Origin of the sequence: Paenibacillus nuruki (assembly GCF_963311185.1) — a bacterium.
GTDB lineage: Bacteria > Bacillota > Bacilli > Paenibacillales > Paenibacillaceae > Saccharibacillus > Saccharibacillus nuruki.
Window position 1 is genome coordinate 3,394,411 of sequence record NZ_OY725677.1, and the last position, 14,269, is coordinate 3,408,679.

The 14,269-nt window shown below is 37.9% G+C and carries 16 protein-coding genes; 4 read left to right on the forward strand and 12 right to left on the reverse strand.

Annotation, left to right across the window (positions count from 1 at the left end; translation table 11 throughout):
* Positions 1-99: 99 nt before the first annotated feature.
* The 4 genes from RCP16_RS15035 to RCP16_RS15050 all read right to left on the reverse strand — a co-directional run bounded on the left by RCP16_RS15035 (position 100) and on the right by RCP16_RS15050 (position 4,468).
* On the reverse strand, positions 100-1,920 hold the full coding sequence (locus RCP16_RS15035) for a hypothetical protein (protein WP_308640686.1): 1,821 nt from the start codon (positions 1,918-1,920) through the stop codon (positions 100-102).
* A 49-nt stretch (positions 1,921-1,969) separates the two neighbouring features.
* Entirely contained in the window at positions 1,970-2,548 is a 579-nt protein-coding gene (locus RCP16_RS15040) for a PulJ/GspJ family protein (protein WP_069326795.1), read from the reverse strand.
* Positions 2,532-3,068, reverse strand: coding sequence for a type IV pilus modification PilV family protein (locus RCP16_RS15045; protein ID WP_308640687.1), 537 nt, complete (start codon positions 3,066-3,068; stop codon positions 2,532-2,534). The genes RCP16_RS15040 and RCP16_RS15045 overlap by 17 nt, the downstream gene beginning before the upstream one ends.
* A gap of 275 nt (positions 3,069-3,343) precedes the next feature.
* Positions 3,344-4,468: an FAD-dependent monooxygenase gene (locus RCP16_RS15050; RefSeq protein WP_308640688.1), complete on the reverse strand. Its 1,125-nt coding sequence runs from the start codon at positions 4,466-4,468 to the stop codon at positions 3,344-3,346.
* Between the two features lie 311 nt (positions 4,469-4,779).
* Between RCP16_RS15050 and RCP16_RS15055 the strand changes: the two genes are divergently transcribed.
* Both RCP16_RS15055 and RCP16_RS15060 read left to right on the forward strand, forming a co-directional pair.
* The gene (locus RCP16_RS15055) at positions 4,780-5,463 is read left to right on the forward strand and encodes a DUF8580 domain-containing lipoprotein (RefSeq protein WP_308640689.1); all 684 of its coding nucleotides are present in this window, start codon (positions 4,780-4,782) and stop codon (positions 5,461-5,463) included.
* A 93-nt stretch (positions 5,464-5,556) separates the two neighbouring features.
* Positions 5,557-5,979: a VOC family protein gene (locus RCP16_RS15060; RefSeq protein ID WP_308640690.1), complete on the forward strand. Its 423-nt coding sequence runs from the start codon at positions 5,557-5,559 to the stop codon at positions 5,977-5,979.
* A gap of 112 nt (positions 5,980-6,091) precedes the next feature.
* Here RCP16_RS15060 and RCP16_RS15065 read toward each other — a convergent pair whose 3' ends face one another.
* The 8 genes from RCP16_RS15065 to RCP16_RS15100 form a co-directional block, all read right to left on the reverse strand.
* Positions 6,092-6,766, reverse strand: coding sequence for a deoxynucleoside kinase (locus RCP16_RS15065; protein ID WP_069326800.1), 675 nt, complete (start codon positions 6,764-6,766; stop codon positions 6,092-6,094).
* Positions 6,744-7,385 carry a deoxynucleoside kinase gene (locus RCP16_RS15070; protein WP_069326801.1) on the reverse strand — a complete coding sequence of 214 codons (642 nt, stop codon included), beginning with the start codon at positions 7,383-7,385 and terminating at the stop codon, positions 6,744-6,746. The genes RCP16_RS15065 and RCP16_RS15070 overlap by 23 nt, the downstream gene beginning before the upstream one ends.
* An 84-nt stretch (positions 7,386-7,469) precedes the next feature.
* A complete protein-coding gene (locus RCP16_RS15075; protein WP_069326802.1) occupies positions 7,470-7,862 on the reverse strand; it encodes a response regulator in 393 nt (130 codons plus the stop codon).
* Between the two features lie 125 nt (positions 7,863-7,987).
* Positions 7,988-8,665, reverse strand: a complete 678-nt coding sequence (locus tag RCP16_RS15080; RefSeq protein WP_069326803.1) for a Na-translocating system protein MpsC family protein — start codon at positions 8,663-8,665, stop codon at positions 7,988-7,990.
* Positions 8,666-8,841: 176 nt separating this feature from the next.
* Positions 8,842-9,522, reverse strand: coding sequence for a Na-translocating system protein MpsC family protein (locus RCP16_RS15085; protein WP_069326804.1), 681 nt, complete (start codon positions 9,520-9,522; stop codon positions 8,842-8,844).
* Between the two features lie 147 nt (positions 9,523-9,669).
* Entirely contained in the window at positions 9,670-10,077 is a 408-nt protein-coding gene (locus tag RCP16_RS15090) for a response regulator (RefSeq protein ID WP_308640691.1), read from the reverse strand.
* A 120-nt stretch (positions 10,078-10,197) separates the two neighbouring features.
* On the reverse strand, positions 10,198-10,872 hold the full coding sequence (locus tag RCP16_RS15095) for a Na-translocating system protein MpsC family protein (protein ID WP_308640692.1): 675 nt from the start codon (positions 10,870-10,872) through the stop codon (positions 10,198-10,200).
* A 211-nt stretch (positions 10,873-11,083) separates the two neighbouring features.
* Positions 11,084-11,854, reverse strand: coding sequence for an SDR family NAD(P)-dependent oxidoreductase (locus RCP16_RS15100; RefSeq protein WP_308640693.1), 771 nt, complete (start codon positions 11,852-11,854; stop codon positions 11,084-11,086).
* 457 nt (positions 11,855-12,311) lie between these two features.
* On the opposite strand from RCP16_RS15100, the gene RCP16_RS15105 reads away from it, so the two are divergent.
* Together RCP16_RS15105 and RCP16_RS15110 are read left to right on the forward strand one after the other, a co-directional pair.
* Positions 12,312-13,523, forward strand: coding sequence for a stalk domain-containing protein (locus RCP16_RS15105; RefSeq protein WP_371748232.1), 1,212 nt, complete (start codon positions 12,312-12,314; stop codon positions 13,521-13,523).
* 152 nt (positions 13,524-13,675) lie between these two features.
* Positions 13,676-14,257 carry an LOG family protein gene (locus RCP16_RS15110; protein WP_069326808.1) on the forward strand — a complete coding sequence of 194 codons (582 nt, stop codon included), beginning with the start codon at positions 13,676-13,678 and terminating at the stop codon, positions 14,255-14,257.
* The last annotated feature ends 12 nt before the right edge of the window (positions 14,258-14,269 follow it).

Genomic DNA, 14,269 nt, shown 5'->3' on the forward strand with positions numbered 1-14,269 from the left:
CAATACCAAAAAAGGCACTTACGATCTGAACAAAGATCATAAGTGCCTTTTTATTGTGCAACTGTACGCTTGAGATTCGCTATACAGCCACTCTATTCTTTATTTGAGTTCTAGTTTACCTACACGTACATTCACTTGTTGAATCCGTGGTAGGCCTGCTTGTTGATCTGCATATACTCCTTCATTATAGGTTACCCGGAAACGACTTCCTACATTGGAAGAAGGATTGACTTCGATATCGCTTGCGCCTCCGACAGCATCCCCGACCACTGCATTAACAGTCAGATCGCCTTTAGCAAAAAAGCCTCCGTCCAACCAAAATACCGATCCGACCCCATACAAATCTGCCGCGGCTTCGGTGTAAAAGAATCCTTTAATCGTTGTCGGTGTACTACTGAATGCTTCGATACGATTGAGTAAAATACCACCTTTGGACATTAAGACAACCTCTTTGCCATTTAACCCTTTGATTGTAGCGTCTTGAAGAACAGTTGTATAATCGGCTGGATTGCTTGGTTTCTTCATGACATAAATAGTTGCGTCCAAGTCAGCTTCTCCTTGAATATTCACATTACCTGCGGTAAGCATATTGGCACGAATCTGAATCGAATTTTTCTGGTAATTATCAATCGTCAAATTCCCATTGAGCAAAAACCATTTTCCTGCTTTTTGTGCATAATTCAATTGATTAAAAGTAACGCCATCCAGTTCAAGATCACCGTTAAATAAAACAGATTGGTCTAGAGTAGCAAGTGTGACTTTAAGTTTAGTCATCTGTTCTTCATACGACTGCATAGCGGCAACCGCCGCATTGTATTGATCCCACTCGGTAGATGGAGCGCCTATTGCAGGACGAACGGGAGTGGCTGGCTTGGTGGGTAATGTTAATTGCTTGATGCCATACCGTTTAGCAACATCAGTCATCAGTTGAGCTGGGTTCTGTCCGGTATTGATATACATCGTCTGAATATCATTTCGATTGACCGAGACCGCTTCAGCAATTTTGTCGATAAAGGTCTGATCCAGATTGACCTGTACGAATTTCTTTTTGTTTTTGATATTAACTTGTTCTAATGAAATGCCTAACACTCGTCCTAGACTATCATTAGCCAGTGTAGGGTCCATATTAATCGGCGTATACTGGTTACTGACTTTCTCCTCTTGAATCGCTTCTAACGATTGTACATAAGCATCTCCATTAAGATGTGGGTATTGAGTTGCTTTGGTATGACTGGCTGCTTTGTACGTATAGCGAGCCGTATGACTGGTCATCAGACCATCACCTGCGTAGATATTCCCTATAATATTGGGTGCTCCATTTAGAATCAAATTATGTTCTGAACCCAGTGCATAACTTAGAAATTCGGGAAACGTATCAATATTTACTTCTTGTACCAGTGTGCGAACTACACCATTTACATTGGCTTGCGCCGTTAAAGTAAGTGCATACCGGGTTAACTGGGCAGTTGCGCCTTTCTCTGGTCCTTTATAAACAATAGACATCAGCTTAGACTGTGATTGCCCTGCTCCTGAGACTTGCAGATCAGTACTCGTCTTCACACCTGCATTGATCTGATTCTGAATCTGTTGCGTAATACTCAGAATATCTGTATTTAGACTAATCGGATCAATATTTTGCTTCTGATCCAATTGAGCCGTAATATAAGCTACCGTTTCATCCAATGACTTCTGCGCTAGATGTAGACTTTGTACATCATTTTCCCGTGTTTCGGTGCGCTTGGCTCCACCTACGGTTGCACTTAATACTGCCAGACCTAATACAGTCAAGATCAGAACGACAAACATCACCATTACCAATGCCGATCCTTGTTCTTGCTTATATGGAACAGATCTACCGTTAGTATAGGTATGACCTAGCCACAGCCGAATCTTGTGCGTCCACTTTCGAAATACAGACATGGATAACCTCCTTTTTCAACCTCTAGCCTTAATCTATGAGTATGGATTATCAAAATCCAAAATTACTTTCAAGCACTAGACTTTTACTCTGACCTTGTACTGTCTGAGCCAAAGCTAATTTGATCTGAATAATGCCGCTATTATAGACTGTTCGACCATCGGACTGAATCTGGATAAACGAACTATCTCCTAACTGAGACTGCACCGCTCTAACCTGATCTTTGGGAAGTACAATTGATGTTACTGTAGAAGAGCTACTAATACTCTGCAAATCACCGATATAGAGCGACCCTGCTTGCATATAAATATTCAAAGCTTCTATCGTACCTGTTCCACTCGTTATAGCAGGATCACGTTCCAGACGGATGCCTATATTTTTGCCATTTACAGTTAACTGACGAACTCGGTCTGGTGAAAAAGTGTATAGCTCTGTAATAATCGAAGACATCAAAATATCGCCTTCATCACGCAAAGAATTTTCAACTTTGATCTGGTTGTAACTACGCATTCCAAAATGAGCCACTCCATAGACCATCGTCATGACCATAGCTACCAACAGCAGTGTAGGAATCATTTCGACTAATGTAAATCCGTCCTGACGACGTAATCGATTAACGAATTTTCTCATCTGTAATATATCCCTCCACAATCGTTCCGACCTGACCTGCTTTTTCCTCAGGTCCATGTACACTGATCTGGATAGGAAGCAGATATGTTGATTCTTGGGCTTTGGCTGTGCCTGTTGTACTGCTAGCAGTCCCTGTTGGAAGTAAGTTCTTCTGATACTGAATAGCGACTCGATATTGCACTCCATTGACAATCGGATTCAGTACCGCAGCCAACACTTGAGGTTGTTCCACCAGCGTAGCGTATAGACTGCAATTACTGATCGACTCACACTTTCGGCTATCGACAGTAGTATTGGATTGAAAATACATTTTCCATGTATCAAAATCTTGCTTTTCAGTATAAACTAATGCGTTACGCGCCAGATTCACCATCACTGTTTTATTCGCATTCGTTTTGGCATAAGATAAAGAATCGCTAAAGTAAGACATCAATACTAATGAAACAATCGCCAGAATAACGATTGATGCCATTACTTCGATCAAGGTAAAGCCCTCTTCATATTTGCGATACTTTTTCATCGGTAGGCTCCTTTTTCTCTAGCTGTCATCATAGATGTAGCATCCGTTCATTAGAGATATGCTCTTATCTACTTCTTCGACCAATAACGCTCTTAACTTTATACATCCTTTTTCAATTTCAAATATAGACTCTTCCAGAAACGATAAAATGCCTGATGAATCGTCAAACCTTCCTATTTTGTATACATCTATCTAGCCGAAATAAAGACAAAGAAAAAAAGCACCTTATAGGTGCTTTATAGATCATGGTTATTTAAATAGCATAATATCTGTACTTAATAGGCTCTTTCTAGTAAAGCATCACACTGCTGAATAATCTCTTGTTGCGACGATTTACCAGACATTTCATTAATCAGCAACTCTTCAGACAACCGCTGCACTTCTCGTGCTCTTGGATATCTTCGGTCATAATAAGCCGATAACGCTTCAGATAACGAGTGATGTTGATCTATTTCCTCAGCTAACACGATCGCATCTTCGATAGCCATAGCTGCACCTTGTGCCAGATTAGGAGCACTTGCATGAGCCGCATCTCCGCCGATCACAACACGTTGGCTATACCATTTTTCTTTCAATACAACCTGACGAATCATATTGAATAGAATCCGACTATCCGGTTGGAAACAGTTGTTTAGGAAATCTTTTTTCCATTGAAAAGGTTCCAACATATTACGTACCGTATCATAACGTTGTTCTTTCGGATCACGATAATCTTCGTCAACAGGCTTCAAAATAAACATATATCCATCGGTTGCAGTTAACGGAAAAATACCTACTTTGTTGTCTTCATTTAATAGCATATAACTTGTTGTCGTTAATGTACCGGCAGGAAACTCAATCGGTACACGCCATGAACCCATCCCTAGATAAGACGACTGAACCTCGCGTTGAAGCATCATATTGCGCACTTTCGAACGAATCCCGTCAAAGCCTACAAGCAGATCCGCTTCTAAGATCGTATCATCTTCAAAATAAACGGTGACTCCGTGTTCATTTTCTTCATATGTTTTCAGCTTTTTATTCCACTGCATCGTCACACCCAGTGACAAAGCTTTATTGAGCAAAATATCATTTAGACTGGAGCGCCAGATCGAGTTACGCCCCGGTAAATCTTCATTCAAAAACTTCTGGTTTACCTCTAACAGTACACGTCCTTCTTTGTTCAGAATATGCATACTATCTAACTGTACCCCTTGCTCCAGACACTCTTCGTAGACACCCAAATCTTTTAATACTTTAAACGTGTTCTGAGGTTGTGTAATGCCTGTACCGGCAGGTGCATCATGAGCACTGCCTTCGCATAAAGTCACTTGAAGCCCTATTTTCCGCAAAGAAATCGCAGCCGATAATCCTCCGATTCCTGCTCCGATAATAATTACATTTTCTATAGTGTTCGACATAATGCAGCTCCTTCTGTGTAATAAAAAAACTTGATGATTGAACAGCATTTTCAACTGCATCTAGAAGAATAGTTAAAAATAAGCTATATCTCATATTTTACATGTAAAATTTTTAATATGTAAGATTGCTATTTTTGCAAAAGTGTGGACAAAGAAGGATATTATTTCCTATTTTCAAAAGAAGAGCCTATACAAAATTGGTTCTATTCTATTAAAGTTTATGTGCTTATCCTCTACCTTCAATATATGAAATTGATCAAAAAGGTAATATATTCAGCATTGAGTTCGTCTAACTAGAGGAGGTGTTCATCATGAATGCAAAAAATCAAAGTTTAACTATAGCTTCTGTATTATTGCTTACCCTCACTATGACAGCCTGTCAAAAGCAAACAACGGCTCCAGCTACAGATTCGCAAACCAAGCCAGCAGTATCTACGACCACAGAGGATCAACAGGTGGATAAAGATCAGGTAGCAGACAGTACAGAATCTTCCGAAGACGAAGCAACAGCTTCAATAGTAGAACGTGAATCTACGAAGTCTTTCGATATGGGAATGGGCGATAAACGAACAGCTACGCTTAACAAGAGCAATGATTATTCATTATATGTGTTTGATGGATACACATTAGATACTGCAAACCATCGCCTTCAATTGACGAATAACCCTAAATACTATGCCGACATCGAAAAATTATCTTCTGATTTCAACCTAGACGAGTTACGCACAAAAGGAATAAAAGAATTGGCATCGTATGGCGAAGCAAAAGAATATAAAGGCGACCAGTTAGCTGAAGGTCCAATGGTACAGGCAAGTTTACTGTTACAAGTTTCTAATGAAAAAGGATTGTATGATTATATTGTCTGGGAAGATGAACAGAGCAAAGATGCTTATATTTTCCGTGTACAGTCTCCAGAAGGCAAAGAATCTGAGACTTTCTTAACACCAGCCCTCACATCGTTATCAAGTATTGCGTCTACCGAACATCAGAATTAATACTATAAAAAAAGCCATCGATCGTACTATAATAAAATGTATTCATGTACCATCTAAATGTAACTGACATGATGTATAGGAGGCATTTCTATTATGATTCAATCTATCGTTCATATTGCATTAGTCGTCAAGGATTATGATGAAGCTATCGCATTTTATACGAATAAGCTTCATTTCAATGTAGTCGAAGATATTTATCAACCTGAACAAGATAAACGTTGGGTCGTCATTTCTCCGCCAGGTTCAGTAGGAACCACGATTCTTCTCGCAAGAGCATCCAAGTCTGAACAGGAACCGTTTATCGGGAATCAAACAGGGAATCGAGTATTCCTTTTTCTAAATACAGATGATTTTTGGAGAGACTATCATGATATGGTAGCCAATGGAATTGAGTTTGTTAGAGAACCTAAAGAACAAGACTACGGCATAGTCGCTGTTTTCAAAGATTTATACGGCAACTTATGGGACTTATTAGAATTAAATAAAGATCATCCTATTGCAAAGCGTATCTCTTAAAGAACAGATTTTTATGAAACTGAAATGGGTTCAAATCGCATATTTGGCATCAAAAAAAGACTCTCGTTATGAGAGTCTTTCGTCTTTAATAGGTGAGTTACCTCTATGTCTACTACGCTTGTTCCACTTGACTCAAATTCTTACTACGAGACAACTGAATCGCTTTACCTACTTCATGCAAAATAAAATCAACCGAAGCTGGATCATGAACATCATATTGATCAATATTCAGACGCAATACCGGACATCCTGTAAATTCATTAATCCAAGTCGAATACCGCCCATGCATCTGCTCCCAATAGGAACGCTCTGTCTCAATCTCCATCTGGCGACCACGTAGCTCAATTCGGCTTAGAATCGATGGCAGACTGCCTTCCAAGTACACTAATACATCGGGATGCGGGAAATAAGGCGTCATCACCATCGCTTCGAATAGACTCGTATATGTCTCATAATCCGTTACAGACATGGTGCCTTTATCTGCATGCATTTTGGCAAAAATACCGGTATCTTCATAGATCGAACGATCTTGAACATAACCGCCACCTGCTTCAAAAATCGCTTTCTGCTCTTTAAATCGCTCTGCTAAAAAGTAGATCTGAAGATGAAAGCTCCACCGTTCGAAATCATGATAAAACTTTTCCAAATATGGATTGTGATCCACTTTTTCTAAAGATGTTTTGAAATTCAAGCGTTCTGCTAACACAGATGTTAATGTTGATTTACCTACACCTACAGTACCAGCGACAGTAATAAGTGCATTATCAGGTATGTTGTATTCGTTCATGTATAAGCTCCTTTAGATCAGAAGCAATCTGTGCGAAATGCTCCTTATTTTCCACAAAATCAATCAAATTACCATCAATCGTAATGATCTGAGTCGATGGTTCATTAATCGCAATCGAAGCCATCGCTTCTTCATAATCAAGAATCAATTGTTCCAAATACGCTGTATCCATCGATTGTTCAAAAGTACGTTCCCGCTTTTTGATGCGATATAATAACGTTTCTAGATCAGCCCGGATATACAAAATAATATCAGGCTTAGGTAGATCATCGGTTAACAAATGGTAGATTTGACGGTATTTATCCCGTTGGACACCTTTCAGTGTACGTTCCGAAAAAATCAAATTCTTATAGATATGATAATCGGAAATAACAGGCTTATGATTGGCTATATATTGTAGTCCGGTATCTTCCAATTGCTTATAACGATTACAGAGAAAAAACATCTCTAGCTGAAAACTCCATTCGTCGATATTCTCATAAAACTTACCGAGAAAAGGGTTTTCTTCTACAATTTCTTTGATAATCGAGATATTCATTTCCTGAGCTAACATCGTTGCAAGTGTTGTTTTACCAGCACCAATAGCGCCTTCTACAGCAATAAACGGGGTTTGTTTCATAGATGTGGATGTCCTTCCTGTTACAATAATCTTCAAACAGACTTATGTATTGTATCACAAGAAGAACGATTGTAGCTGTCTATGTTAAGAAGTTTTTTGCTCAATATAGGCTTCTAATAATTTGGCGAATCGTCCGATATGAATCGGCTTGGTAATATATTGTTCAAATCCAGCAGCTTTCCCTTTGCGAATATCTTCTTCCAGTACAAAAGCACTGATCGCCCATACCGGTATCGTCGATGTTCGAGAATCTGCTTTCAATTGAGTCAGACCTTCATATCCGTTCATGCCTAGAAAATGAATATCAGATAATATTAAAAAAGGTTGTGTTTGTATCGCCAATCCAATACCTTCTTGAATCGTAGATGCTTCTAACAACTCAACAGATGGCAATTTCTTTTTAATCAAATGACGCATCAGTAACATATTAACTCCATCATCTTCAATATATAGAATCTGGATTTTGGTAGGTTGCATGTAATCCTTCCTCTCTAAAAAAAGAAAAAGCCGAAAAAGAGGTAGCTTCACCTCTTTTTCGGCTTAATCCCAGCGCATATATAATGTCTGTATCATTACCGTATATTTATATCGTTCAGTATTCTTTATTCTTCAAAAACATATACAACCATACTCTGATCACGTTCAAAGTTCCAATCAGCATACAGGTCGACTAATTTCTTTTGTAAAATACATTCCAGATCGACGTGTTGTTCTAACAACCGCTTTTCTAGTTTACGTTTAGTTGACTTCAATATATTTTCATAACCGAGATCAATTAATTCTTTTTCAAGTAATATGGTTATACCCTTTCGAAAGATAATTAACAATCTAGGATGAACCCACCAGGAGTCGATAAAAGCAGGTGTTTTCTGAACTTCAGCAGTTACTTTCATCACTTGATCATGGATTTCATTTTTCCCTTGATAATCTTCTGTCTCCATCCAGCTAGAACCGAACAAGCCAGCGATCACGCCGGAAGAATTGTGCAAACCCCAATCATAATACATATCTGTCACTTTCAGATCTAAATGGTCATTTAAAAACACTTTAAGCTCAGGTAACATAGATTTCATAATCAGTTCTCGTGTATAACGAAAAGCTTGTTCTTCCTCTTGGCTCAATAAAAATTCCTCTACCGGACTCAAAAAGTTCCGTAGATGAATCAAAATGCAGCGATCGGATAGAACAATATGTACCGATTCTGGTCCTTTGCCAAAGCGTTTTCTTAGCATTTTACTAACAAAACTGGTTGCTTGGCTTACCAATTCATTGTATTGCATACCTTTACCTCCATACGAATATACTCCATTTTGCTCTATCATTCACATGGAGTGTAAAGATCACAATACAATAAACTCAAATGTGCATATTCAATATAATGATATTCAAAAAGGAATTAGGATTCCCTTGCTAAAGTATTATAGCATTTTACGATGTTAACCACTAGCCCATTTCGTTATTCTTCAAACGTATACATAATCATACTATGATCGTTCTCAAAACTCCAATCCACATAAAGATCAGCTATTTTTTTGTTGAAAATAGGTTCGATCTGAATTTCCTGCTCTAATAACATTTTCTCGATTTTCCCTTTAGTCATCCGTAACATATTTTCATAACCCAGACCAATCAGTTCTTTTTCCAAAAGAATAGTGGTTCCTTTACGAAGAATAAACAATGTTTTGGAGTTGATCCACCAGGAGTCCATCCATGTCGGAGGTTTTTGCAATTCAGTCGTGGCTCTTATAATCTCACGATGTAATTCTTCTTTACCTTCATAGTCTTCTTGAGTAGCATTGAAATCATAATCCAGCAATCCTACAATCACTCCCGAAGCGTTATATATCCCCCAGTCATAGTACAGATCAACGACTTTTAATTCTAACTCTTCGGTCATAAAATTTCTAAGCTCAGGCAACATCGATTTCATAATCAATTCACGCGTATAACGAAAAGCTTGTTCTTCTTCCTGACTTAGCAAAAACTTTTCAACTGGACTTAAAAAGTTTTTGAGATGTAAAATGATACATTGTTCACATAAATACACAGATACCGCTTCAGGCCCCTTACCGAAACGATTTCTTAATAATTTTGTAGTATAACTTGTGGTTTGATTAATTAATTTTTTCCGATTCAATGATTACACTCCCAATATAATATCCCAGTTCCATTCCTAGATTTGGGTATGTTACATCATTTAGTATCTGTACAATGGCTATACAGATACTTGTACATCTGATTTAAAGTAAAAGATTTGACTTGGCAAAACATCACTCCTAGTTTACTAATTCGTATTTATAGTTCCAACCATTACCGTATTTTTAATTAACTTCACTATTTTTTGGATATCATATGGCTTCGTAATATACTTTTCAAATCCTGCATTCAACCCATTTTTGATATCCGATTCAAAAACACTTGCGCTAACTGCCCAGACCGGAGTAGGTTCCTGAACCATACATGATTTAATTTCTTTCAAAGCTGTAAATCCATCTTGATCGGGTAATCCTATATCTAATAAAATTAACGATAATTTACGCTCTTTAGCAATCTCGATACCTTTTCTAGCTGTCGTGGCTTCAATTAATTTGAGCGAAGGTAGCTTTTTCAAAAAGATATGACGCATCAAGGCTAGATTAATTTCATCATCCTCAATATAAAGAACCTCATTTTGTACTTGGTTCATATTCATCGTTATGCCTCCTTTAAATAAAAATAGACCGAAGAAAAGGTAGGTTCACCTGTTCTTCGGCCTAATTTCAGCGCATAATCATGTCTGAATCATTACCGATCAATATTCTTTATCGTTATATTATTTAAACGTATACACAAACGTACTATGATCTAGATCAAAATCCCAATCAATATAAATATCCGCCAATTTTTTGTCAAACAATTGACCTAAGTTCGTATTTTTTTTAAGCAATCCTTTTTCTAACTTTCGTTTAGCGACTCTCAATTGCTGTTCATATCCCAATTTAAACAGTTCTTTCTCTAGAAGTATGGTTATACCCTTTCGAAAGATAACTAAAATTTTGGAGTTGACCCACCATGAATCAATATAAGAGCTTCTTTTTTGAACGATGGAAGTGACATCAAGTATCTGATCATGTGCTTCTTGTTTGCCATTATAATCTATAGGTTCTTCAAAATGAGCCGTATCCAAGCCAACAATAATTCCCGAAGCGTTATGAATACCCCAATCATAATATAACTCATCTACCGTTAGATTTAAATCCTCATTCAAAAAATTCTTTAATTCAGGCAACATTGATTTCATGATCAATTCACGAGTGTAACGGAAAGCTTGTTCTTCTTCTTGATTTAACAAAAATTTTTCGACAGGGCTAATAAAATTTTTGAGATGAAAAATAACGCATTTGCCTGTTACATAGACTGATATAGATTCTGGACCTTTTCCGAAGCGGCTTCTTAATAACTTGGTCGTATAGCTAGTTGCTAAACTAACCAGTTGCTGATCATTCACTAGACACGCTCCTACCTGATCCTATATCTATTCAGTTTCATTAATAAATATAGGTACTACCTTTATTTACAAACAACTTATTTTACAATTATAACCAACTTCTCTATCAAAAATATATTTATTAGAATAATTAGTTCTTTTGTACGCATAATATGAATATTATGATCCACAACTTTTGCTCATCACTGTCTATGGTCTTATAAAGAATAGTTTAAATTGTAGGCATTACATTACCGCCAGTGACAGGAATATAAGCACCTGTAATATAACTGGCTAGATCAGAAGCGAGAAAAGCTACAACATTGGCGATCTCTTGATCGGTTCCTCTGCGTTGCAAAGGTACCTGACGAATGTACCCACTATCTTGCCTTTCAGAAGGGTCTATGCCAAGATCACGCTCGCTTAATGTCCAACCAGGAGCGACTTGATTGACTGTAATCTGATGCTCGCCTATTTCTTTGGCAAGAATGCGATAGATACCGTCCATACCACGTTTTCCAGCTACATATGCTGATTGCGTCGGTCCATTTTGCATCGCACATTCGGTATTAATCCCGATCATTCTACCGTATCGTTGCTCTATCATATGAGGAACGAATACTTTAGCTAGATGGACGGCTTGTAACACCGTTGTCTGGAATTGATCTATATAATCCTGCATATTTTGTTCTAAAATAGATGTCCATTCATACTGCGAAACAGCATTACCTACAACAATATCAGGCATAACGAAATTTGTCGATAATGTATGCTTCATTTGAACTACATCATCCATGTTCCCTATATCTGCTTGGACAATAAAAACAGAACGTCCTAGCTGCTGCAATTCTTGTTGTAACAACGAAGCTTGTTCTTGATTACGAAAATAATGAAGAATCAGATTAGCACCACTTTGAGCCAATGTACGTGCCATAACATGACCTAACTGACCTGTTGCTCCTGTGACTAATGCTGTTTTACCACTCAAATCGATCGCAATCATAACGTGCCTCCCTATACTTCTACTTTTAGCTTAATAGGTCTTAACGTTGTGGCATAATTCATTATTTATACAGATGTTAGAAATTATAGTATAAAAATAGGATCAAGTCCAAAACCTATAGAAATGATGCTTAAACGATATAGTACGGAATTACTTTATTTGGTAAAATGATTAAGATTATCATATTTTGCTTTGCAAAAATCATTTTTTATTTGACTCGGTCGCGTTTATGGGGCCAAACGCTTAGGTAAGATATTTTGCTTTGCAAAAATCACTTTTTTATTTGACTCGGTCGCGTTTATGGGGCCAAACGCTTAGGTAAGATATTTTGCTTTGCAAAAATCACTTTTTTATTTGACTCGGTCGCGTTTATGGGGCCAAACGCTTAGGAGGAATGAAGTTGAATAGGATAGTTAAATTGGGGTTGTGTCATGCTTTGTTGATGGGTAGTCTTGTTATGCCTGTATTGCCGTTTACCTCTTCGGTAGCTCAAGCTGCTACAAGTGGTGGGGTGAGCATTATGTTGGATGGGTATGCTTTGCCTTTTCCTGTTCAGCCTGTCGCTATTAAAGGGACAACGATGGTTCCATTCCGTGCGATATCAGAAGCGCTAGGGATTAACGTACAGTGGAATCAAGCTTCCAAAACGATTACAGCTACCAAAAAAGAAGCTACTACTACTAAAAAAGTCGTTTTAACGATGGGCAGTACACAAGCTACAGTCGATGGCAAAACTGTTTCTTTAGCGTTAGTACCACAAACGATTAGTAACAATACAATGATTCCACTCAGCTTCTTCAGTCAGCAATTCGGAGCAGGTGTGCAATGGAACCAAGCTACGAAGACTGTCTCGATTACGTCTCCTCAAGAAGATCTGTATACGATGGGATTCTACGCATTATCTTCATATGATGAGCGTGCGATGATTCCTGATTTTGATACGATGGCATTTGGTTGGAGTCGTATTGATCTGAATGGGAAATTCACGATTGCTGATACAGGCAAAGAATATCGCTGGCCTCAATCCGCAGGTGCTGATACACCAGAGTCCATTATTCAAAATACCGCAACACAAGGCACTTCCCCTTATCTGATGGTCTATGCTGTTGATGGACATGGCGAATTGACCAAGAATCTGGAAGACCTTACACTACAGCAACAAACGATCAAAGGTATTGTCGATACCGCTACGCAAAAAGGATTTAAAGGAATTGTACTCGATTTCGAAGGCTTAGGATTAACCGGAGATAAGCTTCAAGCGCAGAAAGACTATAATGCATTTATCAAAAACATAGCTACTCAAGCTCATCAAAAAAATCTTAAATTAACCGTTGTGCTTCACCCGCTCAATAGCTCTTATCAAGGATATGATTATCGCACTTTAGGTACGTTAGCAGATGATATTATTATTATGGCATATGCTTATGATAATGAAAAAAGCCCTGAACCCCTTGCCAAAGTCGATGAAGCCATCACATTAGCATTAAAACAGATCAATAAAAATAAGCTGATTCTAGGTATTTCTTTAGGTAGCGAAAATGCTGATTCGGTCAATTCCAAAATCGGTCTAGCCAAACGTTATGATCTCAAAGGCATCTCGATCTGGCGATTAGGTATTGTAGGTCAAGCTGCATGGAATACTATGCATGAATCTATCGAGTTTAATTGAGCTTAATATCTATTATTCAAAAGCTTTTTCCTTATATTTAGGAGAAAGCTTTTTTATTTAAATGATTATAATACATCCATTCATTCTCACGTTGTTATATGTTATATTGATACCCGTACTTATTTTCAGATCAAATAAAAGGAGATGTTACAGTGAAAAGTATAGCTATATTTTGCGGATCAAATGATGGAGCATTATCCGCTTATCGAGAACATGCTATCGCTTTAGGACATGAGCTAGCTAATCGTGGCATTACACTGATCTATGGTGGGGCTAGTGTAGGATTGATGGGTGCAGTAGCTGATGCTGTTTTAGAAAAAGGAGGTAACGTGATCGGAATATTACCTCATTTTCTCCAGACTCGTGAAATCGCCCATAAACATCTGACTGAATTGATCGTTGTCGATTCTATGCATGAACGCAAAGCCAAAATGGCAGAAATGTCGGATGGATTTATCGTGTTACCCGGTGGTCCTGGTACGATGGAAGAATACTTCGAGATTTTTACATGGGCGCAATTAGGATTGCATGAGAAACCTTGTGGACTGATGAATATAGAGCATTATTATGATCCATTAGTTGCCCTTTTCGATCAGATGGCGAATCAACGATTTATGCAACAAAAGTATCGAGAAATGGTAATCGTCGATACCACTCCTGAAGGCATACTGGATCAATTTGCTCATTATAAGCATCCATCGGTCAAAACGTATCTGACTGAAGATCGTACATAAATAATGATGTAT

Coding starts and splice junctions, on each gene's coding strand:
- RCP16_RS15045 (WP_308640687.1), bottom strand. CDS start 3,068: ATGAAAAAGTATCGCAAATATGAAGAGGGCTTTACCTTGATCGAAGTA.
- RCP16_RS15040 (WP_069326795.1), bottom strand. CDS start 2,548: ATGAGAAAATTCGTTAATCGATTACGTCGTCAGGACGGATTTACATTA.
- RCP16_RS15080 (WP_069326803.1), bottom strand. CDS start 8,665: ATGCAATACAATGAATTGGTAAGCCAAGCAACCAGTTTTGTTAGTAAA.
- RCP16_RS15055 (WP_308640689.1), top strand. CDS start 4,780: ATGAATGCAAAAAATCAAAGTTTAACTATAGCTTCTGTATTATTGCTT.
- RCP16_RS15100 (WP_308640693.1), bottom strand. CDS start 11,854: ATGATTGCGATCGATTTGAGTGGTAAAACAGCATTAGTCACAGGAGCA.
- RCP16_RS15060 (WP_308640690.1), top strand. CDS start 5,557: ATGATTCAATCTATCGTTCATATTGCATTAGTCGTCAAGGATTATGAT.
- RCP16_RS15070 (WP_069326801.1), bottom strand. CDS start 7,385: ATGAAACAAACCCCGTTTATTGCTGTAGAAGGCGCTATTGGTGCTGGT.
- RCP16_RS15075 (WP_069326802.1), bottom strand. CDS start 7,862: ATGCAACCTACCAAAATCCAGATTCTATATATTGAAGATGATGGAGTT.
- RCP16_RS15050 (WP_308640688.1), bottom strand. CDS start 4,468: ATGTCGAACACTATAGAAAATGTAATTATTATCGGAGCAGGAATCGGA.
- RCP16_RS15105 (WP_371748232.1), top strand. CDS start 12,312: ATGCCTGTATTGCCGTTTACCTCTTCGGTAGCTCAAGCTGCTACAAGT.
- RCP16_RS15065 (WP_069326800.1), bottom strand. CDS start 6,766: ATGAACGAATACAACATACCTGATAATGCACTTATTACTGTCGCTGGT.
- RCP16_RS15090 (WP_308640691.1), bottom strand. CDS start 10,077: ATGAATATGAACCAAGTACAAAATGAGGTTCTTTATATTGAGGATGAT.
- RCP16_RS15035 (WP_308640686.1), bottom strand. CDS start 1,920: ATGTCTGTATTTCGAAAGTGGACGCACAAGATTCGGCTGTGGCTAGGT.